The 26,070-nt window shown below is 60.8% G+C and carries 25 protein-coding genes; 19 read left to right on the top strand and 6 right to left on the bottom strand.

All coding sequences use genetic code 11. The features are described 5' to 3' along the window. Nucleotide 1: 1 nt before the first annotated feature. From KI235_RS26855 to KI235_RS26820, 8 genes are all read left to right on the top strand, one after another. A complete protein-coding gene (locus tag KI235_RS26855; protein ID WP_003205991.1) occupies nucleotides 2–835 on the top strand; it encodes a DUF2135 domain-containing protein in 834 nt (277 codons plus the stop codon). Nucleotides 836–1,320: 485 nt separating this feature from the next. Further along, complete coding sequence (locus KI235_RS26850; protein ID WP_013694303.1) at nucleotides 1,321–1,902, top strand: YjfI family protein; 582 nt, start codon at nucleotides 1,321–1,323, stop codon at nucleotides 1,900–1,902. Nucleotides 1,903–1,924: 22 nt separating this feature from the next. Continuing rightward, entirely contained in the window at nucleotides 1,925–2,623 is a 699-nt protein-coding gene (locus tag KI235_RS26845; RefSeq protein WP_003205987.1) for a PspA/IM30 family protein, read from the top strand. Nucleotides 2,624–2,882: 259 nt separating this feature from the next. Then, a complete protein-coding gene (locus KI235_RS26840; RefSeq protein ID WP_003205985.1) occupies nucleotides 2,883–3,917 on the top strand; it encodes an ion channel in 1,035 nt (344 codons plus the stop codon). Beyond that, nucleotides 3,904–4,566, top strand: coding sequence for a DUF2491 family protein (locus KI235_RS26835; protein WP_003205983.1), 663 nt, complete (start codon nucleotides 3,904–3,906; stop codon nucleotides 4,564–4,566). Before KI235_RS26840 ends, KI235_RS26835 begins: the two co-directional genes overlap by 14 nt. Nucleotides 4,567–4,581: 15 nt before the next feature. Next, entirely contained in the window at nucleotides 4,582–5,010 is a 429-nt protein-coding gene (locus KI235_RS26830) for a DUF350 domain-containing protein (RefSeq protein ID WP_003205981.1), read from the top strand. A gap of 19 nt (nucleotides 5,011–5,029) precedes the next feature. Beyond that, nucleotides 5,030–5,731, top strand: coding sequence for a DUF1190 domain-containing protein (locus tag KI235_RS26825; protein WP_003205979.1), 702 nt, complete (start codon nucleotides 5,030–5,032; stop codon nucleotides 5,729–5,731). Between the two features lie 12 nt (nucleotides 5,732–5,743). Then, nucleotides 5,744–6,901 carry a glutathionylspermidine synthase family protein gene (locus KI235_RS26820; RefSeq protein WP_003205976.1) on the top strand — a complete coding sequence of 386 codons (1,158 nt, stop codon included), beginning with the start codon at nucleotides 5,744–5,746 and terminating at the stop codon, nucleotides 6,899–6,901. A 139-nt stretch (nucleotides 6,902–7,040) separates the two neighbouring features. On the opposite strand, the gene KI235_RS26815 is transcribed toward KI235_RS26820, so the two are convergent. From KI235_RS26815 to KI235_RS26790, 6 genes are read right to left on the bottom strand one after another with little or no spacing between them, the layout of a single operon-like run. Beyond that, nucleotides 7,041–7,973: a phosphatidate cytidylyltransferase gene (locus KI235_RS26815; RefSeq protein ID WP_003205974.1), complete on the bottom strand. Its 933-nt coding sequence runs from the start codon at nucleotides 7,971–7,973 to the stop codon at nucleotides 7,041–7,043. A 1-nt stretch (nucleotide 7,974) separates the two neighbouring features. Continuing rightward, nucleotides 7,975–8,595, bottom strand: coding sequence for a lysophospholipid acyltransferase family protein (locus KI235_RS26810; protein ID WP_003205972.1), 621 nt, complete (start codon nucleotides 8,593–8,595; stop codon nucleotides 7,975–7,977). Nucleotides 8,596–8,604: 9 nt separating this feature from the next. Next, entirely contained in the window at nucleotides 8,605–9,060 is a 456-nt protein-coding gene (locus tag KI235_RS26805; protein ID WP_013694301.1) for a hypothetical protein, read from the bottom strand. Next, nucleotides 9,057–10,394 (bottom strand): phosphatase PAP2/dual specificity phosphatase family protein, encoded by a 1,338-nt coding sequence (locus tag KI235_RS26800; protein WP_053163456.1) that lies wholly within the window; start codon nucleotides 10,392–10,394, stop codon nucleotides 9,057–9,059. Before KI235_RS26800 ends, KI235_RS26805 begins: the two co-directional genes overlap by 4 nt. After that, nucleotides 10,394–12,151 (bottom strand): bifunctional alpha/beta hydrolase/class I SAM-dependent methyltransferase, encoded by a 1,758-nt coding sequence (locus KI235_RS26795; protein WP_003205966.1) that lies wholly within the window; start codon nucleotides 12,149–12,151, stop codon nucleotides 10,394–10,396. The genes KI235_RS26800 and KI235_RS26795 overlap by 1 nt, the downstream gene beginning before the upstream one ends. An 11-nt stretch (nucleotides 12,152–12,162) precedes the next feature. Next, the gene (locus KI235_RS26790; RefSeq protein ID WP_027912226.1) at nucleotides 12,163–12,786 is read right to left on the bottom strand and encodes a CDP-alcohol phosphatidyltransferase family protein; all 624 of its coding nucleotides are present in this window, start codon (nucleotides 12,784–12,786) and stop codon (nucleotides 12,163–12,165) included. 411 nt (nucleotides 12,787–13,197) lie between these two features. On the opposite strand from KI235_RS26790, the gene KI235_RS26785 reads away from it, so the two are divergent. From KI235_RS26785 to KI235_RS26735, 11 genes are all read left to right on the top strand, one after another. Further along, the gene (locus KI235_RS26785) at nucleotides 13,198–13,605 is read left to right on the top strand and encodes a DUF6088 family protein (RefSeq protein WP_003205962.1); all 408 of its coding nucleotides are present in this window, start codon (nucleotides 13,198–13,200) and stop codon (nucleotides 13,603–13,605) included. After that, nucleotides 13,586–14,548, top strand: coding sequence for a nucleotidyl transferase AbiEii/AbiGii toxin family protein (locus tag KI235_RS26780; protein ID WP_027912225.1), 963 nt, complete (start codon nucleotides 13,586–13,588; stop codon nucleotides 14,546–14,548). The genes KI235_RS26785 and KI235_RS26780 overlap by 20 nt, the downstream gene beginning before the upstream one ends. A gap of 102 nt (nucleotides 14,549–14,650) precedes the next feature. Next, on the top strand, nucleotides 14,651–15,109 hold the full coding sequence (locus KI235_RS26775) for a GNAT family N-acetyltransferase (RefSeq protein WP_039014068.1): 459 nt from the start codon (nucleotides 14,651–14,653) through the stop codon (nucleotides 15,107–15,109). A 279-nt stretch (nucleotides 15,110–15,388) separates the two neighbouring features. Then, on the top strand, nucleotides 15,389–16,642 hold the full coding sequence (locus KI235_RS26770) for a cystathionine gamma-synthase family protein (RefSeq protein ID WP_003205956.1): 1,254 nt from the start codon (nucleotides 15,389–15,391) through the stop codon (nucleotides 16,640–16,642). Between the two features lie 151 nt (nucleotides 16,643–16,793). Then, a complete protein-coding gene (locus tag KI235_RS26765) occupies nucleotides 16,794–18,224 on the top strand; it encodes an amino acid permease (RefSeq protein WP_003205955.1) in 1,431 nt (476 codons plus the stop codon). Between the two features lie 59 nt (nucleotides 18,225–18,283). Further along, nucleotides 18,284–19,168 (top strand): LysR substrate-binding domain-containing protein, encoded by an 885-nt coding sequence (locus tag KI235_RS26760; protein ID WP_003205954.1) that lies wholly within the window; start codon nucleotides 18,284–18,286, stop codon nucleotides 19,166–19,168. 31 nt (nucleotides 19,169–19,199) lie between these two features. Further along, entirely contained in the window at nucleotides 19,200–20,564 is a 1,365-nt protein-coding gene (gene thrC / locus KI235_RS26755) for a threonine synthase (RefSeq protein ID WP_212795374.1), read from the top strand. A gap of 11 nt (nucleotides 20,565–20,575) precedes the next feature. Continuing rightward, nucleotides 20,576–21,013, top strand: coding sequence for an Lrp/AsnC family transcriptional regulator (locus tag KI235_RS26750; protein WP_003205952.1), 438 nt, complete (start codon nucleotides 20,576–20,578; stop codon nucleotides 21,011–21,013). Nucleotides 21,014–22,227: 1,214 nt separating this feature from the next. After that, nucleotides 22,228–23,286: a homoserine dehydrogenase gene (locus KI235_RS26745; protein ID WP_212795373.1), complete on the top strand. Its 1,059-nt coding sequence runs from the start codon at nucleotides 22,228–22,230 to the stop codon at nucleotides 23,284–23,286. Next, entirely contained in the window at nucleotides 23,283–24,695 is a 1,413-nt protein-coding gene (locus KI235_RS26740) for an aldehyde dehydrogenase family protein (protein ID WP_212795372.1), read from the top strand. Before KI235_RS26745 ends, KI235_RS26740 begins: the two co-directional genes overlap by 4 nt. A 228-nt stretch (nucleotides 24,696–24,923) precedes the next feature. Further along, nucleotides 24,924–25,928 carry a hypothetical protein gene (locus KI235_RS26735; RefSeq protein WP_013694290.1) on the top strand — a complete coding sequence of 335 codons (1,005 nt, stop codon included), beginning with the start codon at nucleotides 24,924–24,926 and terminating at the stop codon, nucleotides 25,926–25,928. Nucleotides 25,929–26,070: the final 142 nt, after the last annotated feature.

Raw genomic sequence — 26,070 nt, 5'->3', positions numbered from 1 at the left:
CATGACACTCCGTTATCCACAGGTCTTGCTGTTGCTCTGCGCCCTGACCGCGTTGCCCTCGGCCATGGCCGCCGACACTATCAAGCTCGACACTCCGATTGGCGGCTGGCGCAGCGGTGCGCCGGGCGGTGAAGGCGAAAGTTTCAGCCAGACCGTCAACTACCCGGCTTCGTCGGTCAACACGCCCCCGGGCCAAGCCAACACCGCACGCATTACCGGGCAGATCAAAAGCGCACCCAAGGACAGCAACGTACCGGGCCAACTCATCGTCAACGGCGTCAGCCTGCCGCTGAAGCTGGACGAGGAAGGTCGCTTCGACCGGCCGTTCTCGTTCCCCAACGGCAGCAACAGCGTTGAAGTACGCAGCGCCGATGGCCAGCAGCGCCACCGCACGCAATTTCTCAACACCAGCGGCGGCGCCACACCGGCCAAGCTGCGGGTCCTGTTGACCTGGGACAGCGACGGCACCGACCTGGACCTGCACCTGGTCACCCCGGACGGCGCCCACATCTGGTACGGCGACCGCGCCGCCGCCAACGGCGCCGCTCTCGACGTCGACGTCACCACCGGCTACGGCCCGGAAATCTTCGCCATGCCCGCGCCGATCAAAGGCCAGTACCTGGTGTATGTGAACTACTACGGCGGCGGTTATCGCAGTGAGGAGGTCGACGAAGAGGGCGAGGGCGGTGGAGAGCAAGCGCAACAAGCCCTGACCACCGCACAAGTTACCGTGATCACCGAAGAGGGCACGCCGAACGAGAAGATGGAAACGTTCGTCGTGCCGATGCGGGCGGTGGGCGAGCTGACGTTGGTCAAAAGCTTCAGCTATCCGTAAGGCGCCATCAGCAGTCACAACTGATGTCGCCGCCTGGGGAGATCCCCCTGTGGGAGCGAGCTTGCTCGCGAAGACGGTCTTACATCCAGCATCAATGCAAGCTGACCCACCGCCATCGCGAGCAAGCTCAGCTCCCACAGAGGATCGATGGTGGACGCCTGATCTGTGAACGCTCAAAAAACCTGTGGGAGCCGAGCTTGCTCGCGATGACGGCGGCACATTCGGCATCGAGGTGTCTGGTAGGTCGCTATCGCGAGCAAGCTCGCTCCCACAAGGGGGATCAGTCGCTAAAAAATCTCACGCGTGAGCTATTGTGAGGTTTGGAAAGTACCTGTAGTGTTTCTCACGCGTGAGTTTTTCACAGTGGGGTCAGTACCATGTCAACCAGCTCTCCATCAGATCCGTCAGACGGGTCTGTGACCGATTCAGCGAGCCGCACGGGAGAGCGCGCCAAACCCTCCGCGAAAAAACCGTCGAGCTTCTACATGAAGCAGATGCGCGCGGGCCTGAGTGCCGCCGGGTATGTGAAACACGAGACTTGGGTGCTTCCCGAAAACCGAAGCCTGCTCAAGCAGATGGAGAAACAGCTACGCCAACCGATTCTGGCTGGCTCATTCATGTCGGAGGATTACATGAGCGCAGGTAATAACTGGAACATCGATCGCCTCTACAGCGCCCTTCAGGCCCTGGACGAAGTGGTCGCGAACGACATCACTCTTTCTCTCGTTCAAGGTTCCGAGTCCAGCATCAAGCTGGAAATGAATGATTTTGGTGGCCTGCCGATCTACATCGCGGTGGTGGGTGACCAGATCATCGTCGATACCGTCCTGGTGGACGTCGAGTCGATCAACGACGTGGCGGCCTTCAACGATGCCGTGCTGCGCAGCCGGGAAATGTTCCCGCTGTCGTCCATCGGCATCGAGACCATGCCCAACGGACAGGTCGTCTACAACATGTTCGGTGCGTTGAGCTCCGACTCCAGCCTGACCAACGTCGTGACCGAGGTCAAAACCCTCGTCGACAACGTCCAGCGCGCCAGCGAAGCCTTCGAACGCTTCTTCATTTAATTCACCGAACAGGAACTATCCAATGACTCAGTCCATCTGGAGCAAATTGTTCACCGCACTGCGTGGCGGTGCCAGCGAAGTCGGTGAATCGATCGTCGACCAACAGGCCCTGCGCATCCTCGACCAGGAAATTCGCGATGCCGACAGCGCGCTGGCCAACGCCAAGCGTGAGCTGGTCACCATCATGGCCAAGCATAAGCTGGCGACTGATCGCGTCGGCGAATACAACGCCAAGATCAAGGACCTGGAAGCCAAGGCCCTGGCCGCGATCCAGGCCAACCGCGAAGACCTGGCGCTGGAAGTGGCCGAAGCCATTTCGACCCTGACCAACGAACTGGACGCCGAGCAGAAGCACGCGACCGAATTCGGCGGTTACGCGGACAACATGCGCAAAGACATCACCAAGGCCGAAAGCCGGATCAAAAGCCTGCGTCAGCAAGTGGACATGGCCAAGGCCCGCGAAAGCGTGCAGAAGGCCCAGGTCAGTGCTTCGATCGCCAGCGGCGGCGCCAATGGCAAGCTGGAAACCGCCGTCGGTACGCTCAACCGCCTACAGGCCAAGCAACAGCAACGCGCCGCCGAGCTGCAAGCCCAGGATGAACTGGCCGAGGCTTCGACCGGCTCCGACCTGGAGCGCAAGCTGCGCGACGCCGGCATCACGCCGAACGAAGGCAGTGCCAATGCGATCCTGGAACGCTTGAAGAAAAAATCGGCTGAGTAATCGGATGGGGCTTGCCTTGGTGAAGACCCGCCAAGGCAAGCCAGGCCAGGCACAGACCTTGTGGCGAGGGATTTGTGCTCGGCATCGGTTTTTTTGTGTCTGAGTCCTGCTTTCCAGAAAATCGTCCGATTTATTGTCACCAAAGCACTTTTATCCAAACCGCACAGCAGGTTTAATGCTGTCCGGCCACTACGCTCGAGCCCTCAGACGCCAGAGCGATGATCCCGCCAGGAACGAAGCCCCACGGAGTCAGGGACGAATGTCGATTTTCCTTTTGTTGCGCACGTACGCTGCGTCCTTCTTCCATCGGTTCGGCTGGGCGGGCCTGGCCATAGCGTTGGGCGTGCACCTGTCCACGGCCTGGATCGGCCTGGTGCTGCTGGGCGAGCAACACCTCATCGCCGCCGCCACGTTTATCTACTTCTATCTCACCACCACGCTCACCGTCGGCTATGGCGATCTGTTGCCACAGACATCCGCCGGGCGAATTTTTGTGGCGACCTGGATCATGCTCGGGGGCATTGCCCTGTTGACGACGGTCATCGGCAAAACCACCAGCAGCGTCATTGATGTATGGAGAAAAGGCATGAAGGGCAAAGGCGATTTCACCGGCAAGGTCGGCCACACGGTTCTCATCGGCTGGGAGGGCGCCTCCAGCGAGCGGGTCATTGAGTTGCTGCTGCAGGACGAAACGTCCAATGACAATCTGATCGTCATCTGCGATTGCGATCTTGAAGAAAACCCCATGCCCGGCAAGACCTCGTTCATCAAGGGCGACAGCCTGTCCTCCGTCGCGCTGTTGCAGCGTGCCGGCGTGCCGGGTGCCGAACGCGTGCTGGTGCGAACCCATTCCGACGACCTGACCCTGGCCACCGTGCTGGCGGTCAATCAATTGGAGCCCGCCGGGCATGTGGTCGCGCACTTCAATGACAGCGAAATCGCCGCCCTCGCCAGCGCTTATGCGCCGAGCCTGGAATGCACCTCCAGCATGGCCATCGAAATGCTGGTGCGTGCCTCCCAGGACCCGGGCTCGTCCGTGGTCATCAATGAATTGCTCTGTGTCGGCCAAGGCGCCACCCAGTACCTGATGAAGCTACCCGAGGCGTTTGAAGCGACGTTCGGCGACCTTTATGCCCGGATGAAAGAACAGCACAACGCTACGCTGATTGGTTACCGCGCCAAGGGCGCCCGACACCCGTCGATCAACCCGCCCGGCGCCACCCGCGTCGTGGGCGGAGAACTCTTCTACATCGCCTCCACGCGTCTCAAGGAAATTTCCCATGGGGTGGTTTAAACAGTTGATGGGGCTTGAGGCCCCGAACGCGAACACGGCAGCCGGTAATAGCGCGCCTGTCACCGGGCCGCTGGGCCTGGCCTCCGGCAAGCAGGTCATGTTCGACTCCACGCTCAAGTTGTTGCTCGACGGCAACAGCACCGTGGTCATCCCGGCCTCCCAACAGATCTGGAGCCTGGGCATCGTCGACCTCGGGCAGTCGAACTGGCTGTCGCGCTGCTACATGAACGACGAGGACTACTGGCTGCAAGTGCACACCAGTGGCGATATCGCCGGGCAGGTCGAGTCGGTGATCCTGTTCAACTACCTCAGCTACGTCACGATCAACAGTGAAGCGGAGTTGCGTCGCCTGGCCGGCCCCGAAAGCCTGATCGGCCTGCCGACCTATACCCACGACGGCGTCGAGTACACCCGCGAGTGGGGCACCGAGGCTGGCCAGACAGAACTGGTGACGTTGAGCGAGCGCGTGAGCAACCCGGATGAGTCCTACAGCGTCGAGCACCGTTCGATGCTGTACGCCCGCGACACTGGCCTGACAGATCGCCGGGAGTTCCTGCTGTTCTCTGTCGAAGAGGACGCCGAAGGCACCGTCAGCCTGAGCACTTCGCTGGGTATTTCGCTGTACACCACTGACCTGAACACTCTTTGAATAAGGAAGAAGTCCATGCTTGAAGCGCTCTCCATTTCCCTGAACAAGGCCGCCGTGTTCGGCTTCGTCCTGTACATCCTCGGCGCCGCGGTGCTGTTCGCGCTGTTTCAGTTCATCTACATCCATGTCACGCCACACAAAGAGTTCGAACTGATCCGTTCGGGCAACGTGGCTGCGGCCATCGCCCTGAGCGGTGCCCTCATTGGTTTCGCCATCCCGGCCAGCAACGTGATTGCCTACTCGATCAGCCTGCTGGATTTCGTCGTCTGGGCAGTGATCGCCGCTGTCGTTCAGTTGTTGGCGTTCCTGGTGACCAGCCTGGTGCTCAAGGGCGCTTCCGCGCGCATCAAGAACGGTGAAATCGCCGCCGGTATCTACATCGCTGCCGTGGCCATCAGCGTCGGCATGTTGAACGCCGCGTGCATGACGCCTTCCACGAACTGATTGCGCCACGGAGAACCCGATGAAACGAAGCAAGTACGTCCAGCTTTCGCTGGCCGCGTCGGTCGCCCTGGCGATATCCGGCTGCGGGCCAACGGAAAAAACCTACAAGTTGCAGAAGAAGTACAACTTCCAGTCCGTCCAGCAATGTGTCGATGAAAAGCTGCCGGTGGACATTTGTTCCAACGCCTACATGAGCGCCTTGTCTGAGCATCGTCGCATTGCCCCGGTATACGACAGCCAGGCCGATTGCGATGCCGACTTTGTTCCCGATTGGTGCCAGCAGGACTCGGCCGGCAAGTTCATCCCCAAGCTGGGCGGTTTCGAGTTGAGCGCCGATGGCGAGGTCACGCAAACCGAGGTCGACGCCGCCCGGGCTCAATTGCCGGCTTCGGAAGCGAACGTGGGTGGTTCAGGCTTCGGCAACCTGCTGACCGGCATGCTGATCGGCAACATGTTGAGCGGCCACCGCAGCAGTTATTACTCCGAGCCGGTCTACCGTTACCGTGATGATCGCGGCAACTTCGGGTCCTCGACGCTCAGCCAGCGGGTGTCCAGTGGCTCGACCTTTACCAAGTCCAACCAGGCGCGGTATGGCAGCTACACCGACTCCGTCAAGAGCAGCAAGGCGATGTCCGTCGCTTCGTCCACGTCTCGCGGTGGCTTCGGCAGCCAGTCCAGTGCCCGCAGCGGTTGGGGCGGTTCGAGCAGCTCCGGCGGTTGAGGAACCAGCGCCATGAAGAAGATCCATTGCGCAGAACGTCATGACTGGAAACAGACCGCCGAGCAGCTCGGCTTTCTGTTCCACACCATCGACGACGAGCCCTATTGGGACGAAAGCGCGTACTACCAGTTCACCCTCAAGCAGATCGAGGACGACCTGGAAGACCCGACCAGCGAGATCCATGAGATGTGCATGGACCTCGTGGCCCGCGTGGTCCAGAGCGAAGAATTGCTGGAGCGCCTGAGCATTCCCGCGCCGTTCTTCGACCTGGTGCGCACTTCATGGCTCGAAGGTCACCCGCACCTGTACGGGCGCATGGATTTCTCCTACAACGGCACGGGCCCGGCCAAGCTGCTGGAACTCAACTACGACACGCCGACCAGCCTCTATGAGGCCGCGGCGTTCCAGTGGGGTTGGCTGGAGCAATGCATCGAGCGCGGTTTGCTGCCCAAGCATGCGGACCAGTTCAACAGCATCGACACCAAGCTGCACCAGGCCTTTGCCCAGTTGCAGCTCAAAGAGCCATTTTATTTCGCCTCGATGAAAGGCTCGGTGGAAGACAAGGGCACCACGGACTACTTGCGCCTGATCGCGGAAAAAGTCGGCATTGAATCGCGGCACATCGATATCGAAGACATCGGCCTCAACAGTGACGGGCGTTTTGTTGACCTGGAAGAACGCTGGATTCCGCACCTGTTCAAGCTGCATGCCTGGGAGTTCATCTTCCACGAGCCGTTTGGTGAAGCGATTGCCCAGTGCGATACGCAGTTTTTCGAGCCGGCCTGGAAGTCGATCATCTCGAACAAAGGCATCCTGCCGCTGCTGTGGGAATTCAATAAAGGCCATCCGAACCTGCTCGCGGCCCACCTGGATACCGACACGAGCAAAGCGGTGCCCAAGGGCTGGGTGCGCAAGCCGTTCTTTTCCCGGGAAGGTGCCAACATCGAGCTGCAGACCGCTGATGGCCTGATCGTAAAAGAAGACGGCCCCTACACCGACGCCCCATTCATCCTCCAGGAATTCGCGCCACTGCCACGCTTTGGCGACAGCTACACCCTGATCGGCTCCTGGGTCATCGGCGACCAGGCCGCCGGCATTGGCGTGCGGGAAGACAACAGCCTGATCACCAAGGATTCAAGCCGGTTCTTGCCGCACCTGATCCTCGACTGATTCTCCCTCCACACCCAAACCCCTGTGGGAGCGAGCTTGCTCGCGATGGCGGTGGACCAGTCAACATCGATGTTGACTGACCTGGCCCTATCGCGAGCAAGCTCGCTCCCACAGGTTTAGGTGTTCGTCACAGGCTTTTTCAGGTCCACCAGTACCGCACCAGGTGGAAGAAGATCGGCGCCGCGAAGCAGACCGAGTCCAACCGGTCGAGCATGCCGCCGTGGCCTTCGATCATATGGCCCCAGTCCTTGACGCCGCGGTCGCGCTTGATCGCTGACATGACGATGCCGCCAGCGAACCCCAGCAAGTTGATCAGCAAGGCGATGAGGAACGACTGCCAGGGATTGAACGGCGTGATCCACCACAGCGCGCCACCGATCAGCGAGGCCAGGAAAATGCCGCCGACAAACCCTTCCACGGTTTTCGAGGGCGACAGGTTCGGCGCGATCTTGTGTTTGCCGAACAGCTTGCCGCAGACGTACTGCAACACATCCGAGAGCTGCACCACGATCACCAGATACGCGATCAGCAACAGGTTGCGCCCTTCGAAACCGGCGATGTCCAACGTCAGCAGGGCCGGGACGAAGGAGATGCAGAACACCGCGATCATCAAGCCCCACTGAACCTTGGAAGCGCGCTCCAGGAAGTGCGTGCTGTCGCCGCCCAGAGACGCCAGGATCGGCAGCAGCAGGAACACATACACCGGGATGAAGATCGAAAACAGCCCGTACCAGTCGTAGTAGATCAACAGGTATTGCAGCGGCAGCGCCAGGTAGAACGCGGCCACCAGGGCCGGATAATCACTGCGCCGGGTCGGTGTCAGGGTCAGGAATTCTCGCAGGGCGTAGAACGACACCGCGTAGAACAACAGGATCACCGCCGCGTTGCCGAGCCAGAACGCGATGCCGATCACCAGCACCATGATCCACCAGGCATTGATCCGCGCATTGAGGTTGTCGATGACGGAATTCGGCGCGCCTTTGGTCCGCAGCCTGAGAATGAAACCGATCAACGAAGCCAGCACCAGAATGGCGCCGATCCCGCCAAACAACATCAGGGTATATCGATCCATGTCAGACGTGCTCCGGGGCCAGTGCCAGCAGCGCGGCGCGGCTGCGTTCAAGAAATTGCTCTTTGCTTTCACCTTCTTCGATGCACAGCGGCGCGCCGAAACTGGTGGTGCATAACAGCGGCAGAGGCAGTACCCGACCTTTGGGCATGACGCGGTTGAGGTTGGCGATCCACACCGGGATCACCTCGACCTCGGGGTGATTCTTCATCAAGTGATAGATCCCGCTCTTGAAGGGCAACAAGCCTTCCTCCGGATTGCGCGTGCCTTCCGGAAAGATGATCAGCGAGTCGCCGTTTTCCAGCGCATCGAGCATCGGCTGCAATGGGCTGTAGGAAGGATCCTTGCGCTCGCGGTCCACCAGCACGCCGTTGAACACCCGGTTGATGATGTAGCGCCGCACCGGGCTGGTTTGCCAATAGTCGGCTCCCGCCACCGGGCGGGTGAGCTTGCGTAGCGCCGGCGGCAGCGAGGCCCAGAGCAACACGAAGTCACCGTGGCTGCTGTGGTTGGCGAAGTAGATCCGCTGCACCGGCGTCGGCGCGCAGCCGAGCCACAGGCTGCGAGCGCCCGTGACCATGCGGGCGGCGGAGGTGATGAGGTTGGCGACCACGGGTTCGAACATGAGGATTCCTTATCCTGAGAAAGCTAGCCAGGGACTGGCCAGGATGAAGCCCAGCGTCAAGACAACTTGTGCAGCCAGCAACCGCGATTGCCGGCGCAGCAGCAACAACGCGCCGTGCCGGCGTTCGGTCCACAGACGGCCTGCACGTGCGGCCGGTTGCAGGCCCAGCGAGGTGAGGGCCTGGTCCAAGGTATAGGTGCGTTCGGCCAGGGATTGGGTGCTGTCAGCCATGCGCTGGAACAGATCGGCATCGAATGCCACGCGCAGCGCCCAGTATTTCTCCAGCACGCCGAGGACGATCAGTACGGCACTCAACAGCAGCAACCACGGATCGATAACGCCCACCAGCCATTGGCCCAGTCCTACCAGCGCTGCCAGCAGCGTCAGCCCGGTGGACAGCTGATCCAGCGAATGGCCCCGGCGCAACAGACTCGCCACGGTGTGGAGCTCCATATCAGTGATCATGGATATTCCCCCTGTGCTGTGGATAACTGTTCCAGCGCGCGACGGTGCGCCGCGTGCAAGACGATACGCGGTCGAGCGCGCTGGATTTGCACGATCGCCGCGTCAACGTTCGCTGCCCGCCCACTGTGCAACAACCAGGCAACTACCGCCGTGGCGCTGCGCGAATAACCCAGGGCGCAGCAGACCAGCACCGGTCCGTGCTGGCGCAGGCTTTCGATGGCTTCTGCCGCTTTCAGGCATTGCTCGGCGGTCGGAGCGGTCAGGTCGAGCACCGGCAATGAGCGATAGGCGACGCCCGTGCTGTCCATGGACAGTTCTGCGCAGAGGTCGAGCACCCCGGTAAACGCACTGTCCTTCAGCTCCATCGGCGTGGGGATGCGCCCCAGCCAGACGTTATCCGCCACCTGGTCCGGCTGCGGATGCCTGCGCGTCCAACTGCGCGAATTGATCCACGCCGCCGCCAGATAAGGCGCCAGCAACCAACGCGCCGCCGGACTCAAGCGGCCGTCGGCACGCTTCTGGAAACCGTCGGCACCGAACAACAGGTAATTCAGCGCCACCATGAGCACCGCGACCGCCGGCCAGATCAGCCAGAGCCACGCGCCGCCGAAGGCAAACGCCGGGATGAACAGCGCCGCCGCGCCCAAGCCATAACGCAAGGCCAAGCGTCGGCGGGCAGGATCTACCGCCAGCCGCGCACTCAGCAGCGGACTCGGACGGTCCAGCGGCCACAGCCAGACACACAGCCAACCGGCCAGCGCGCCCGTGGGCAGGTCAATGAAGTGATGTTGATAAGTGGTCAGCACCGACACGCCGATCAACGCGAACCAACCGTGCATCACCCAGCGCCAGAAGCCCTGCAGATGCCGCTGATAACAGACCCACAGCACCACCAGCAACGCGATGTGCAGCGACGGCGCCTGGTTGAACGGCTTGTCGAAACCCGCCAGCACTTCGAACAACCAACCGAACACCCCGTCCATTTCCGGACGGGGGAAGGTGAAGCGCAACGGCCAGAGCAGGAAGCAACTGACCGCAATCGCCTGGGCCGTGAGCAGGCGCAAGGCGTGGCGCTTGAGTTCTTCGCGGCTGGTGGGCAACAGCAAGGACAGGCCGTACAGCAGATCAATCGACCAGTAAGGCACGATGGTCCAGGCCATGAACGGCATGTGGCTTTCCCAGGCGAACACCAGCGTGCCGACGTCGTCACGCTGGGACGTGACCCAGGTGGCGAAGCCATAGGTGGTGAAGAACAGCGGCGCCAGCAACAGCAGCCACAGCACCGCCGGTTTCAGCAGTGCGGGCTCGCGGGCCGGGGCGATGACGGCGCTCATTACTGCACTCGCTGGGCCAGCGAAACGCTGAAAATGCCCCATTCATCGACCCGCAGGGTGATCTTGCGGAAGCCCGCCGCCTCAACCAATTGATCCATCTCTGCCTGGGTGCGTCGACGCATCACCCAGGCCTGACCTGCGCGGTGGCTGGTGAGGGCACGGGCGATCAGCTCCAGTTGCGGGTGCCACGGCTGGCCGGTGTAGACCAGGAAACCGCCAGGCTCCACGGCTTCGGCCAGGCCGGCGAGGGAGCCACCGACCAGTTGGTTGTCGGCAAACAACTCGTACAGGCCCGACACCACGGCGAGGGTTGGTTTCGGTTCCAACGCTGCCAGATCCTGGCGGTCGAAGGCATCGCCTTTGACGAATCGGGCGATATCGCCCAAGCCTTTTTCCACGATCAGCGCACTGCCGTCGCGCACGTTGATGTCGCTGTAGTCGCGCAGCAGGATCGACTCGGGCAACGGGCTGACGCCTTGCAGCGCTTCAAGAATGTAGCGGCCATGGCCGGCGGCGATGTCGACGATGCGCACCTCGCGATCTTGGGCGCGCAATTCGGCCATCGCCAGGCGCAGCAGCTCCTCGACGTTCAGCTTGCGCTGGCGAATGCCGCGCCAGCCGATGGAGTTCAGGTAATTCTGGTCAATCATCTTGCCCAGCGCCGAGGTGCCGGTGGGGCGGTTGCGGTAGACGTAATCCAGGGTACTGCCGGAGTCGAACCCGGTGTCGAAGCCCAGCTTCACCCCGGCCGACAACTTGCTGCCAAAGCGCATGCTGGCGCGGGTCATGCGCCAGTAGAGGTCGCGCAACGAGTTGTGCGGCAGCGGCGTTGCCAGGGTTTCGGCTTCGGCGCAGGTCGCGCCCAGGCGATCGGCGTCGAGCAGGGAAGGGCGGTCCAGCGGTCGGGCAAAGTTCTGCAGGATAAAGCGGCGGGCACTGGCAACGGCCGGCGCGCGGTTCTTCTCGCCGAGGGTGTCGTGGAAGAAACCCGGCAGGATGTGCTTCTCTTTGTGCAGGCTGCCCAGGCGCTCGAAGAACTGCTCCTGGGGTTTGCGGTGCACGACAAAGTCCGAGCCGGAGATCAACAACTGCGTTGGCACCTGGATCGCCTGGGCATCGGCCACCACGCGGTCGGCGGCTTCGTACAGGCCCAGCAGCACGTTCACCGAAATGGCCTTGGTGATCAACGGGTCGCTGTCGTAGGACGCCACGCGCTCCGGGTCATGGCTGAGGAATTTCGCCTTGACGTAGCTGTTGACGAAGAAGTTGCCACGCAACTTGCGCATCAGCGCCAGGCCCGGACGGGCGAATGGCACGTAGAGCTTGACCTTGAACGCCGGCGACGCCAGCACCAGCGAGCGAATGCGCGGCGCGTAGTCGTGGACCCAGGTGGACGCGATCACCGCGCCGACACTTTGTGCGACCACGGCGATGTTTGCTTCGTCGATCTGATGCGCCACGCCGATGTGATCGCAGAAGGTCTGCACATCCCGCGCACTGGCGGCAAAGCTCGGGCTGTCGCCTCGTTCGCCAGGCGACTGGCCATGGCCGCGTGCGTCCCAGGCAAAGAAGTCGAACCCGGGCAGGTCCAGTTCATCCACCAGGTGCGCAATGCGCCCGGAGTGTTCATGACCGCGATGAAACAACAACACAGCCTGGCGGGGCTCACCCGCCGCCGCGTCGACAGCCGGCCAGTGCCGGTAGAACAACTCCACGCCATCGTGGGTGGTGAACGTCAGTTCCTGGGCTTCGCGCATTGCAAGTTCCTTTATGCTGAGGGAGCGTTTTCCTTCACTTGGCTCAGGCCATGACGGACCCGATTGACCAAGGTATAAACCAGCAGGGCGGCAACCACCGCCATCACACCATCTACCCAGAGCGCCCCGAGCCAACCCAGGGCAATGCCGGTCGCCAGCACGCCCAACACAAAGGCGCGATCACTCTTGCCCATCGGCCCGTCATACCGCCGCGAAGCCCCCACCATCGCCCCGAGCACGCCGGCGTATTCGCTGAACAGCGCCAACAGCGTGACCAACAACACGAGCAACAGACTGGTATCGGCAAACAGGGCAAAAGGCAGGATCAGGGCAGCGTCGGCGATGATATCGCATAGCTCATTGAGGTAGGCGCCCAGATGCGATTGCTGACCAAACTCCCGCGCCAACATGCCGTCCACGGCATTCAACGCCATGCGCAGGATCATCCAGATCGGCACCAGGACGAAGATCCACGGATGGTTGGCAAACCAGGCGATGACCGCACCGACCAGGACTGAAACGATGCCGGCGAGCACCGTGACCTGGTTGGCGGTGACACCGTTGTTGTAGAGGCGTTGAACCATGGGGCGCAGCAGGTTTTGAAAGGCGGGCTTGAGTTGGTAGATGGAGGGCATCGGGGTGAGATCTCGGCCGGTTGCGGGGCTGGGCTTATACAGGTGCGAGATTACGATAGGTTGAAGGGTTGCAGGCGGGTATTTCTCGAGAATGCGCGCGGGTAGGCATCTAAAACCAATGACCTGTGCAAGAAATAGCCAATGTGGGAGCGAGCTTGCTCGCGAATGCGGTGTTTCAGTCAACATCCATGGCGGCTGACCCAGCGCATTCGCGAGCAAGCTCGCTCCCACAGGTTTTGTGTCTGAAATGAATAGTGCGCTGTGCATGCGATCCTGTTTCAAGGCTGCATTGGCCGATGTTTTGACTCTGATTTATACTGAGCAAATTGTGAGCACTATTTGTATTAAAATCTCCTTATAAAACAATCTGTTGAGAGTTATTTTTTGTTAGGTGCTGCCGGGAGGTAAGCCATGGTTATCGAAGAGCGGCTTAAAAGATCAATCGCCTTGCGAAAGGACGATGTGTTTCTACGCTCCGAGTTTTCCGACTTTGGCAGCCCCGCGCAGGTATCCCGAGCGCTGCGTCATCTGGTGGCCAACGGCGTACTGGTCAAGCTCGGCGTGGGTGTGTTCGCAAAGGCCAAGGCCAGTGTCCTTACGGGCAAGCCGATACCGGTTCGCCCCCTTGAAGTCCTGGCACCTTTGGTTCTGCAAAAGCTTGGCGTGAAGATCACGGCGGGACGCGCAGTGCGTGAATACAACGCCAGCGATAGCTTGCAGCTACCCGCCGGCATCGTTTTTGACACGGGGTCACGGCGTATTAATCGCAAGCTCGGCTTCGGTGGTCGGTACGTCGTTTATGAAAATCATCACGCCTGAACAGGTCGAGTTAATCGATGCGGTGTTGGCTGAGGTTGATGTCGGATTACTTACGGCTAGCATCCTGGAAAAAGACGTCCACGTGACGGATGCTTTGCAAGCTCTGATGGGGATGCGGTTTCCAGGTGTTCGCCTGGTGTTTTGCGGTGGTACAAGCCTATCGAAGGCTTACCAACTGATCGAGCGTATGTCTGAGGACGTCGACTTAAAGATCGTTTTGGACGAGCCTGATGCGTTAAGTGCCTCGGCTCAGAAGCGGCATCTCAGCAACCTGAAAGCTCAGGTCTGTCATGTCCTCGCCGGTCTCGGTTTTGAGGAAATCGTAGAAGCGCGTGTTGCCCGGAATGAAAACCGATACTTCGCCAGTCGTTGGCAATATGCCCCGCAATACCCTCACGACACCAGTTTGCGCCCTTATCTAAGTCTTGAGCTGACTGCGCGAATCCCACAGTTTGAAGTGACTCAGCAGCCGCTGGAATACCTGGTCAATCGACTCGCCGCAAGGTCTGGGCGATTGGACGATATTGCCTGCGTAGCGGTTGAGGAAACGCTTGCGGAGAAAGTCATTTCGTTTCTTCGCCGCTATGCCCAACACCAAGCCGGAGCCATGCTCCAGCCATGGGACGATACATTGGTGCGGCATATCTATGATGTTTACTGCATAAGCCGTGGCGATCCCGCTGTTGGCGAACGAGCCGCTCTCGGTTTCAAACGTCTGGTGGAGTTTGATGCGCTCGAATTTGGTCGGCAGTTTCCTCCATTTGCTGACGATCCGGGAGATGTCATGCGGAGCGCTCTCCATCAGGCGAGTTCGGATGCGCTGATTCGTAGCCAGTACGACGCGAAGCTCATGCCGCTGATTTTTGGCAATGTCCGCCCGAGCTTTGATGAAGCTTATGTCGTGTTTCGTCTGCACGCCGAAGCGTTGATTCGGACACTGTGAAACTCTCGGATCATAAACGGGTTAAGGGATTCTGCACGCGGGTGTCTTCTTTCGAGCAAAGCGGGTCAGTGGCCGGCTGACTAAATACAAGGAGTGTTTCAAATGCTGCAAATGGATTGGCTCACTAACCACATGGATAAAAGCGACCAGATGGCCGAGTGGCTCCATCGGGAATTCAGTTATGAATTTGCCCAGCAATCGCTCGCCAGTTGGCAGCAGGAATTCGCTGCGGGGCAGCACGATGGCCGCTGGAAGTGCCTGATCGCCATGGAACACGACCAGTTGCTCGGCGGCGCTTCACTGGCCAGCCACGACCTGCCTGACCGGCCAGAGCTGGGCCCATGGCTGGCGTGTGTGTTCATCACCCCAGAGGCTCGACGCAGAGGGCTTGCAGCGCAGTTGATCGAAGGCATCTGCAGCCATGCGCGAGAGGCTGGAATCATCACCTTGTTCCTGCACACCCACAGCCAACGTGATTATTACGCCAAGCTGGGTTGGGACGTGCTGGAGCGCTTTGAGGCTTGGGGAAAAGAGCAATGGCTGATGGCGCGGTGTTTATAGGTTGGCGCCTCCCCTTCGATAGCAGGGTGTTGGTCGGGTATTAGGAGGAGATGGGGGTGTCAGTCGATATTAATGTTGGCTGAGCCACCGTCATCGCGAGCAAGCTCGCTCCCACAGGTTTATCAGTGACTTGCAGGTTGCTGCTTCGCACTCAGCCATTAAAAAAACCACCCCTTTGGCACCGATAACATCGTTTCTCGGGCGCGCGGCTTTTCCCTATATTGGCCCTCAGATTCGGTGGATGGCTCAACGTCCACCCCCTCAGTGTGAGTAGCCTCAATGAACAATAAACCTGACAGCACAGGGCTTGATAACGCGGGAGCAGGGACCCGGGCGGTTTGGGGTGGGGAGCAAGTCAGGCACCCCTACAACGCCACGCAAACCCCTATCGTGGCCAGCGCCGCGTACGGTTACGACGACATCGATGTCTGGTACGACGTCGCCTTGGGCAAGGCCCCCGGTTTTATCTACAGCCGCATGAGCAACCCGACCGTCGAGACCCTCGAAGCCAAGATTCGCGAGCTGGAAATGGCCGAGTCCGCCGTGGCCTTCAGCAGCGGCATGGCGGCGATCAGCAGCGTGCTCTACACCTTTCTGGCCCACGGCGATCGCGTGGTGTCGACCAAGGACAGTTACGGCGGCACCAACAAGATCTTCGAAGAGTTCCTGCCGCGCACCGGCGTGGCGGTGACCTTGTGCGAGACCTTCGATCACGACGATCTGGAGCGTGAAATCGCCAAGGGTTGCCAGGTGCTCTACCTGGAAACCCCCACCAACCCCACCCTGAAAATCCTCGACATCCCGCGCCTGGTGGCAGCGGCCAAGCGTGTCGGCGCCGTGGTCGTGGCCGATAACACTTTCGCCACACCGCTGAACCAGAGCCCGCTGGCCTTGGGGGTGGACGTGGTGATTCATAGCGCGACCAAGTTCCTCAGCGGCCATGGCGACGTGCTCGGTGGCCTGGTGTGTGGCAGCGAAGCCTTGATGGCCCAGGTGCGGCATTACCGGGAAATCAACGGCGCGAGCCTCGACCCGTTCTCGGCCTACCTGATCATCCGTGGCATGAAGACCCTGGCGCTGCGCATGCGCCAGCAACAACACAGCGCCCGGGCCCTGGCCGAATTCCTCTGCACCGAACCGCTGGTGGAGGCGGTGAATTATCCCGGCTTGCCGAGCCACCCGAACCACGCCGTGGCTTGCGCGCAGATGTCCGGTTTCGGCGCCATCGTCAGTTTTGTCCTGGTCGGTGGCATGGACACGGTCAAATTGCTGCTGCCGCGCCTGCGCTTCGCCCATTGCGCGGGCAACCTGGGTGCTGTGGAAACCATCTACGGCCCGGCCCGCACCACCAGCCATGTCGAGAACACCTTGGAAGAACGCCTGGCCCTGGGTATCTCCGAAGGCCTGGTGCGGGTTTCGGTCGGCATCGAAGACACCGACGATCTATTGGACGATCTGAAACAGGCCTTCGCCTTCGTCAAGAAGACCCTCAATCCGCAGCTCAATGAAGTGCATATCGAGACCGCAAACTGAAGTTTGAAAGTTGGTACCCCACCACAAGGCCGTGAGTGGGGCGTTCATGAATAGGAATAATAATAAAGCTTAGTGGCGATGCACTTTTACTCTGCCCAATAACTTGTCGCGGACGTCAATGCGCGCCCTAACAACTTTCATGAGAACAACCATGTCCATAAAAGAACAACAACTTAATTCGCGTGCCGGTTTTAAACAGGAAATGCAGACGCGCCATATTGTCATGTTGGCATTAGGTGGCGTCATTGGTACCGGGCTGTTTCTCACGTCTGGGTATACCGTTAACCAGGCCGGCCCCATGGGCGCGGTGATCGCCTACATCATTGGCGCGCTCATGGTCTACATGGTGATGATGTGCCTGGGTGAACTGGCGGTGCAGATGCCGGAAACCGGTTCGTTCAGCACCTACGCCACGCGGTTTCTCGGCCCGGGCACCGGCTACACCGTGGCCTGGTTGTATTGGCTGACGTGGACGGTGGCGATCGGTTCCGAATTCACCGCTGCCGGCATCCTCATGTCGCGCTGGTTTCCCGACACGCCGGTGTGGATCTGGAGCGCGCTGTTTGCCGGCGTGGTGTTCCTCACCAACGTGATTTCGGTGCGTTTGTTCGCCGAGACCGAGTTCTGGTTGTCGTTGATCAAAGTGCTGACCGTGGTGGTGTTCCTGCTGATTGGCGGTGGCGCGATTCTCGGCCTGCTGAACATCGACCAGGCCCACAGCATCGGCTTGAGCAACTTCACCCGCGAAGGACTTTTTCCTACCGGCTTCATGCCGATTGCGATGACGCTGCTGGCGGTGTCCTTCGCGTTCTCCGGCACTGAACTGATCGGCATCGCCGCCGGTGAAACCAAGGACCCGCAACGCAATGTGCCACGCGCCATCCGCACCACCGTGCTGCGCCTGGCGGTGTTCTTCGTCGGGACCATTTTTGTCCTGGCGACCCTGTTGCCCCGCGAGCAGGCCGGTCTGGTCGAAAGTCCCTTCGTCACGGTGTTCACCTACATCGGCATTCCGTACTCCGCCGACATCATGAACTTCGTGATCATCAGCGCCCTGTTGTCGGCGGCCAACTCCGGGTTGTACGCCGCCTCGCGGATGCTCTGGACCCTCAGCGACCAAGGCCACCTGCCCAAGCAGTTCTCGGCCCTGACCCGCATGGGCACGCCGCTCAACGCGATCATCGTCAGCATGGCCGGCGGCGCGGCGTCGTTGCTCAGCAGCGTGTTTGCCGCCGACACCATCTACCTGGCGCTGGTGTCGATTTCCGGCCTGGCAGTGGTGGTGGTGTGGATGAGCATCGCCGCGAGCCAGATCGCTTTCCGGCGTCACTATGTGGCCAACGGCGGCGACATTCGCCACCTCAAGTTCCGCGTTCGCGGTTATCCGTGGGTGCCGCTGGGGGCGCTGGTGTGCTGCAGCCTGGCGTGTATCGGGATCGCCTTCGACCCTGAGCAGCGAGTGGCGCTGTACTTCGGCTTGCCGTTCATCGCCTGGTGTTACTTCGTGTATTACATTACCCGCAAAAGCCGCGAGCGACGCTTGTCGGTTGCCCTCGTGGCACAACCGTCCGACGCGTTCTAAGGCGCGTCGACGGGGCGGGCAAACGTGCCCGGTGCGTGGGGGTCAACGAGGTACAGATCATGAAGCAAAAAACGTTGCCCCCGTTGAACTGGCTGCGGGCGTTCGAAGTGTCGGCCCGCTGCCTGAACTTCACCCACGCTGCCGACGAATTATTCTTGACCCAGGGCGCGGTCAGCCAGCAGATCCGCCAATTGGAAAGCCACCTGGGGGTGGCGCTGTTCAAGCGCTTGCCCCGTGGCCTGGGCCTGACCGAGGAAGGCCAGGCGTACCTGCCGGTGGTACAGGACGCAATCACGCGACTGGCGGTGGGCACCAACGAAATCTTTGGCCAGCACAAGCGTCGGCCAATCAAGGTGCGCGGCAGCCTGGCGTTTTTCGTGCACTGGCTGGCGCCGAAACTGGTGGATTTTCGCCAGGCGCATCCTCACGTCGACATCCGCTACATCAGCAACATCTGGGTCAAGGAACTCGATGGCGAAGACGACATGGAAATTCGCTGGGGCCACGGCCAATGGCCCGGCCTGGTGTCGCAGCGCCTGACCTGGGACACCTTGTTCCCGGTGTGCTCGCCGGCCTTGATGGCGACGCTGAAAGTGCCGGCGGACGTGGCCAAGCATCCATTGCTGCATGTGCTGGGCTACGAAGAGGGCTGGGGTTACTGGCTGAAAATGGTCGGTGCCGATAGCGTCGACTCCTCGACCGGCATGCAGTTCGACACGCTGGTCTGCACCTTGCGCATGGCTGAACTGGGGCAGGGCATCGCCCTGGCGCGCTCGTCGATGGTGAGTGACATGCTTGGCGACGGGCGCCTGGTCGAACCCTTCGCCCAGCGCATCGAAGCCAGCGAATCGTTCTACCTGGTGCGCAGTTCCGGGGCCGAGCAGCACCCGGACGCGGCGCGGTTTTCCACCTGGCTGGTGGAGCAGGCGCATCGTTTTAAATAAGCGGTTTTTAGAAGATTATCCGGAGCTGACCATGCGCTATGTGAGTACCCGAAATTCAACCGTGCAGGTCGACTTCGAACGCGTCGTACTGTCGGCCATCGCCGAGGACGGCGGGCTGTTCGTTCCCGTCGAACTGCCGCTGTTCGAACCCCAGGACATCGCCAACTGGTCGACCTTGTCCTACGACGAACTGGCCTATCGAGTGATGCGTCCGTTCGTGGGCGAGGCGATCCCCGAGGCTGACTTCAAGCGGGTGCTCAAGGAGGCCGGCAGCCAGTTCAGCCATCGCTCCCTGGCGCCGTTGCATCAAGTGGATCGCAATGAATGGGTCCTGGAATTGTTCCATGGGCCGACCCGCTCCTCGAAGGACTTTGCCGCGCAATTGCAGGCGCGACTGGTGCAGTACTTCCTGCGCAAACGCGGGCGTCGCGCCGTGGTGATTGGCGTCACCAACGGCGACACCGGCCTGGCCGCCATCGAGGCCTTCAAGCACTGCGAAGAGACCGACGTGGTGGTGATTTATCCCGAGGCCGGCGTACCGCAAGACCAGCTTCAAGACCTGCAAGCGACGGCACATCCGCGGGTTCATCAAGTGGCCGTCGATGGCAGTTTCGATGAATGCCAGACCCTGGTCACCCAACTGTTCCGACAGCATGAGGCGATCAGTTTCAATTCCAGCAACTGGGTCAGCGTCATGGCGCAGTTGGTGTTTTATTTCCACGCCGTGCTGCAACTGGGCGGCGGTCAGCGGCCCATCGGTTTCAGCGTGCCGGCGGCGAGTTTTGCCGAGGTCTATGCCGGCTACATCGCGCAGAAGATGGGCTTGCCGATCACGCAGATGATCGTTGCCACCAACCAGAATGACGCGCTGCATCAGTTCTTTTTGAAAAACCACTACTCGCGATTGCGCGCCAGCAAGACCCTGTCGCCGGCTATGGATTTGTCGATTTTTTCCAACCTGGAACGGTTTCTCTGGGAACTCTATGGGCACGATGATCAAGCAGTCAGCGCGCTGATGCACACCTTCGAAACCCACGGCGAAATGACCATCGCCAACGAGTTCTGGTTGCAGGCGCGGATGATCATCGACTCGTACGCGGTCAGCGATGAACAGACGCTGGAGGAAATCACTTCGCTGCATCGCGACACCGGCTACGTCATCGACCCACACACCGCCACCGGTGTGCTCGCGGCGCGCTTGTACCGGCGCAGCCTGGTGGCGCCGATGGTGACCTTGGGCGAGATCTCCCCAGCCAAATCGGCGGTGTTGCTCGGCGAGTTGGGGATCCACATTGCGGCGCAACAACGCCCGGTTTCCGAGCACGGCCCGGCGCAGATTCATCGCATCCAGCCGGACGACCTCGGTGCCCTCCATCAACTGCTCGGCGCCCTATAACCGGAGGCCCCATGAAGCGAATTCTCGATCCCCTCGACGAACGCATCATCGCCGAACTGCGCCTCAACGCCCGCGCCGCCCACGCCGAACTGGCAGCCAAGGTCAACCTCTCGCGCAACGCCGTACGCCAACGCATCGAACGCCTCGAACGTGACGGCGCGATCCAGGGCTACACGGTGCGCACCGGGGAGGGCGCGCACGCGTCGTCGAACATCAACGCGGTGATCTTCGTCTACCGCTACGACCGCATGCGCGGCGCCGAGGTATTGCAGGCCTTGCAAGCCATGCCCGAAGTGCTGCAGTGCGATGTGATGAGTGGCGAGTTTGACTTGATGCTGCGCGTCGGCGCGGCGAACCCGGAGCGGGTGCACAAGGTGTGGAAAGAAATCTCGGCGTTGCCGGGGGTGGAGAACACCGTGACGTCGTTTGTGTTGTCGTCGGTGGTCTGAGCCCGGTAGTGCAGATCGTTCCCACGCTCCGCGTGGGAATGCCGCCAGGGACGCTCCGCGTTCCGCTTCTGGGAGGGTGACGCAGAGCGTCACGGGATGCATGCCCACGCAGAGCGTGGGAACGATCAGGTCGCGGGGGCTGTGAGCGATCGTTCCTCACGCTCCCGCGTGGGAATGCCGCCAGGGACGCTCCGCGTTCCGCTTCTGCGAGGCGACGCAGAGCGTCACGGGATGCATGCCCACGCAGAGCGTGGGAACGATCAGGTCGCGGGGGCTGTGAACGATCGTTCCTCACGCTCCCGCGTGGGAATGCCGCCAGGGACGCTCCGCGTTCCGCTTCTGCGAGGCGACGCAGAGCGTCACGGGATGCATGCCCACGCAGAGCGTGGGAACGATCAGGTCGCGGGGGCTGTGAACGATCGTTCCTCACGCTCCCGCGAGGGAATGCCGCCAGGGACGCTCCGCGTTCCGCTTCTGCGAGGCGACGCAGAGCGTCACGGGATGCATGCCCACGCAGAGCGTGGGAACGATCATGTCGCGGGGGCTGTGAGCGATCGTTCCTCACGCTCCCGCGTGGGAATGCCGCCAGGGACGCTCCGCGTTCCGCTTCTGCGAGGCGACGCAGAGCGTCACGGGATGCATGCCCACGCAGAGCGTGGGAACGATCAGGTCGCGGGGGCTGTGAGCGATCGTTCCTCACGCTCCCGCGTGGGAATGCCGCCAGGGACGCTCCGCGTTCCGCTTCTGAGAGGGCGACGCAGAGCGTCACGGGATGCATTACCACGCAGAGCGTGGGAACGATCAGGTCGCGGGGGCTGTGAGCGATCGTTCCTCACGCTCCCGCGTGGGAATGCCGCCAGGGACGCTCCGCGTTCCGCTTCTGCGAGGCGACGCAGAGCGTCACGGGATGCATGCCCACGCAGAGCGTGGGAACGATCAGGTCGCGGGGGCTGTGAGCGATCGTTCCTCACGCTCCCGCGTGGGAATGCCGCCAGGGACGCTCCGCGTTCCGCTTCTGAGAGGGCGACGCAGAGCGTCACGGGATGCATGTCCACGCAGAGCGTGGGAACGATCGAATCCACACCTACCGCTTTGCCCACCCCCTGGTCAAAACGCCCAAAAAATAGAGCAAATTGGCATATTTCACTGCCCACGCCACCTCCCTAACCTAGATCCCAACAACTCCAATCACCCGGATCAAGGACATAACAAAAATGACTGAATACAAACTGGCGCTGGTCGGCTTCGGCGGTGTGAACCGGGCATTGGCTCAACTGATTGCCGAGCGCAACCAGCAGTGGAAAACCGAGCTCGGCTTCACCCTGAAAATCGTCGGCGTGACCGACCTGTTCCTCGGTTCGGTGATGGACCGCCACGGCCTCGACGCCGCATTGCTGGCCAAACTGCCCACCACCAAAGGCGCCATGGCTCAGCTGCCCGGCGGCACCGTCGACGCCCTCAACGAAGCCGTGATCAAAGACTGCGGCGCCGACATCATCGCCGAAGCCACCTTCACCAATCCGGTGGACGGCGAGCCTGCCACCTCGTTCTGCCGCTGGGCCCTGGAGCGCGGCAAACACGTGGTCACCACCAACAAAGGCCCCATCGCCCTGCACGGCGCCGAGCTCAAAGCCTTGGCCCAGCGCAACAACGTCGCTTTCGAATACGAAGGCTCGGTCATGAGCGGCACCCCGGTCATTCGCCTCGCCAAACAGTCCCTGGCCGGCAGCTCGATCACCGGTTTCGAAGGCATCCTCAACGGCACCTCCAACTTCGTCCTCACCTGCATGGAAGGCGGCCTCGGGTTCGCCGAAGCCGTCAGCCAGGCCCAAGCCCTGGGCTACGCCGAAGCCGACCCAACGGCAGACGTCGAAGGCCACGACGTGCGACTCAAAGTGGTGATCCTCGCCAACGAACTGCTGGACGCCAAACTCACCGTCAACGACGTCACCTGCAGCGGCATCTCCGCCCTCAGCCTCGCCGACATCGAAAAAACCCGCCACGACGGCGCCCGCTGGAAACTCATCGGCGCCGCCACGCGCCAGGCCGACGGTTCCATCAGTGCCAGCGTTGAACCACGCCTGCTGAGCAACGACCACCCACTGGCGAGCATCAGCGGCGCCACCAACGCTGTGTCGTTCACCAGCGAACTGCTCGGCGCCGTCACCGTCTCCGGTCCGGGCGCAGGCCGTACCGAAACCGCCTTCGCACTGCTGTCGGACATCATCCACATCCACCAATCGGCAACCCGCAAACAGGAGCACACCCTGTGAACGTATCGCGCCTGGCCCTGGCGGTCGTCGAACCGCACATCGAAGTCCTCAACCCGTTTGATGGCAGCATCGTCGGCACCGTCGCCGACGTGTGCGCCTCAGAAGTCCCACACCTGCTCGAGACCGGCCGCAGTGGCGCACGCGCCTGCGCCGCACTCCCACGTCATCGCCGCGCCAGCATTCTCGAACACGCGGCACTGAACATCGAGCGCGACGCCAAAGCCTTCGCCCGGCTGATCGTCGACGAAGCCGGCAAGACCCTCAAGCAGGCGGAAAAAGAAGTCAAACGCTGCGTCAACACCCTCAAGCTCTCCGCCGAAGAAGCCAAGCGCAACGCCGGCGAAATCGTACCGTTCGACGCCTACGAAGGCGCCGAATCGCGCCAGGGCTGGTTCACCCGCGAACCCCTGGGCCTGATCGTCGCCATCACCCCCTACAACGACCCGCTGAACCTGGTCGCCCACAAACTCGGCCCGGCCATCGCTGGCGGCAACGCGGTGATCCTCAAACCGTCCGAGCTGGCACCGTTGTCGGCCCTCAAACTGGTGTCGTACCTGGTCGCCGCCGGCCTGCCTGAAACCGTGGTCACCGTCGCCACCGGCGGCGCGGAACTGGGCAAAGCCCTGGTCGCCGCCCGCGACGTGCGGATGATCTCCTTCACCGGCGGCTTCGTCACCGGCGAACAAATCGCCCGCACTGCCGGCCTGAAAAAACTCGCCATGGACCTCGGCGGCAACGCCCCCGTCATCGTCATGGGCGACTGCAACCTCGACGCCGCCGTCGACAGCTGCATCTCCGGCGCCTTCTGGGCCGCCGGGCAAAACTGCATCGGCACCCAACGCCTGCTCATCCACGCACCGATCTACGAAGCCTTCCGCGAACGCTTCGTCAACCAGGCCCAAGCCCTCGTCGTCGGCAACCCACTGCTCGCCAACACCGACATCGGCCCGATGATCACCCAACAAGCCGCGCAGAACGCCGAACAGGTGGTCAACGAAGCCCTGCAACAAGGCGCCACCTTGCTCAGCGGTCATCGCCGCCAAGGCACCTGCTACGCCGCCACCGTCCTGGAGAATGTCGATCATTCCAGCCGACTCTGGCGCAACGAAGCCTTTGCGCCAGTGGTGGTGTTGCAGCCGTTCGACACGTTTGATGAGGCCATCGCGTTGGCTAACGAACCTGAATACGCGCTTCACGCTGGGATCTTCACCAACGACCTCAACACCGCGATGAGCGCTGCGCGGCGGATCGAAGCGGGGGGTGTGATGATCAATGATTCGTCGGATTTCCGGTTTGATGCGATGCCGTTTGGCGGTTCCAAGTACGGCAGTTTGGGCAGGGAAGGGGTGCGCTTCGCGTATGAGGAAATGACCCAGCCGAAGGTGGTTTGTTTGAATACGTTGGGGTGATGGGGCAGGTCGTTGGCGTCGGGCAGTTTGGTCACCTGCCCGATTTTTTTTGCGGCATCCAAAAGAGCCTCGACTCTTGCGTTTCACAAATATTTTTCAGGGGCTGTCGGCCAAATCGTCCTGGCTCATCTAAGCTGAATTTTCCTGGAATATGCGCCAAGTGCCTTCTCACACGAATGCGGCCAACCCGGCTTGCGGCACCGCTCAGCAGCCAGGCGGGAGGAAAGGATGCCGAACGTGCTGGTGGTGGTCTGGGACTTCGATACACGCAGATTAAGAGTTCCCGTCGAGAATAGCCTTCTCTGCATACAGCTTAGAATCGGGGCTTTGCTGTACATGGCGAGAACTGCCTTCGCCAAACATATCGATCGACATCAACTGGATTATTGTCTTGTCGTTGCCCCCGAGTACCTTTTCTCCAAGGAAATGCCTGTCTCGTTTATTTCGGAGGAAGAAAAAGAAATCATCCGTGCAACATTGATAGATATTTCAAAGATAAATCCATGGCTGATACTGGTCCCAGGCACGACGCTTTGGTTCAAGTCAATGTTGCGTCCAGATTCCAGGAAGCTGAAAAGGGGAACCCAGCAGTTGAAATCATGGGGGCAGGCCAGAAATATCAACAAGGCAAAATATGGTGCGGAAATAGATGCGGTTGTGAATGAAATCCCGGAGCGGGACCGCATGAACAAAGGGGTTTATGGCGATTATGCAAAGGCTACGAAGGAGCGGATCGCAAAAATCGAAACAGATGGTTCAGAAGCCGGCAGCGGAATCGTTAGAAATACAGGCTTCATCATTTGGAATGGAAACGTTTTTTACCAGCATAAACGTTACCCCAACATAGGAAACGATGGGCTGGAAGAACTGAATGACGCGCAGTTCTGGGAAGATAAGATATTCATGCCGGGCAGTTATCGGGAAACCCCAGCGATCCATGGGCTGCAAATGGCTTTGGAAATATGCGCAGAACATTTCATTGGCGCGACGGTTCTGCATAAGAACAACGTCCTGGATTTCCATATCCTGGTCTCGGCCAGTATTGTTCTCGATAAAGGTCGTGTAGGCGTAAAGCATGGGGGGTATGTGGTACATGCAGATTCAGAGGGCAGTGCAGTTTACCGGCGCGAAGGCATGAACCTGGTTCAACTCCAAGCCATTGATGAAACCGAAATAGGCTTGTTGGGTGTTGAAGCCGGCCGCGTCAGGAGTTTTGTTTGCGCGTTTGCCTAGACCAAGCCTGACCTCGATGTGTGAAATTCAGAGCCGCGCTTACCCCGGGTATTGAGTGACTGAGCGTTCGTGACCCACCGCCATAACAGGCATTTCGCAGCTCCCACTGTGGGAGCGAGCTTGCTCGCGATAGCGGCACACC

The sequence above is a fragment of the Pseudomonas sp. St386 genome, assembly GCF_018325865.1.
Lineage (GTDB): Bacteria > Pseudomonadota > Gammaproteobacteria > Pseudomonadales > Pseudomonadaceae > Aquipseudomonas > Aquipseudomonas brassicacearum.
Note: the sequence above shows the minus strand (reverse complement) of the source record. Positions and strands in the feature narration are given on the sequence as shown.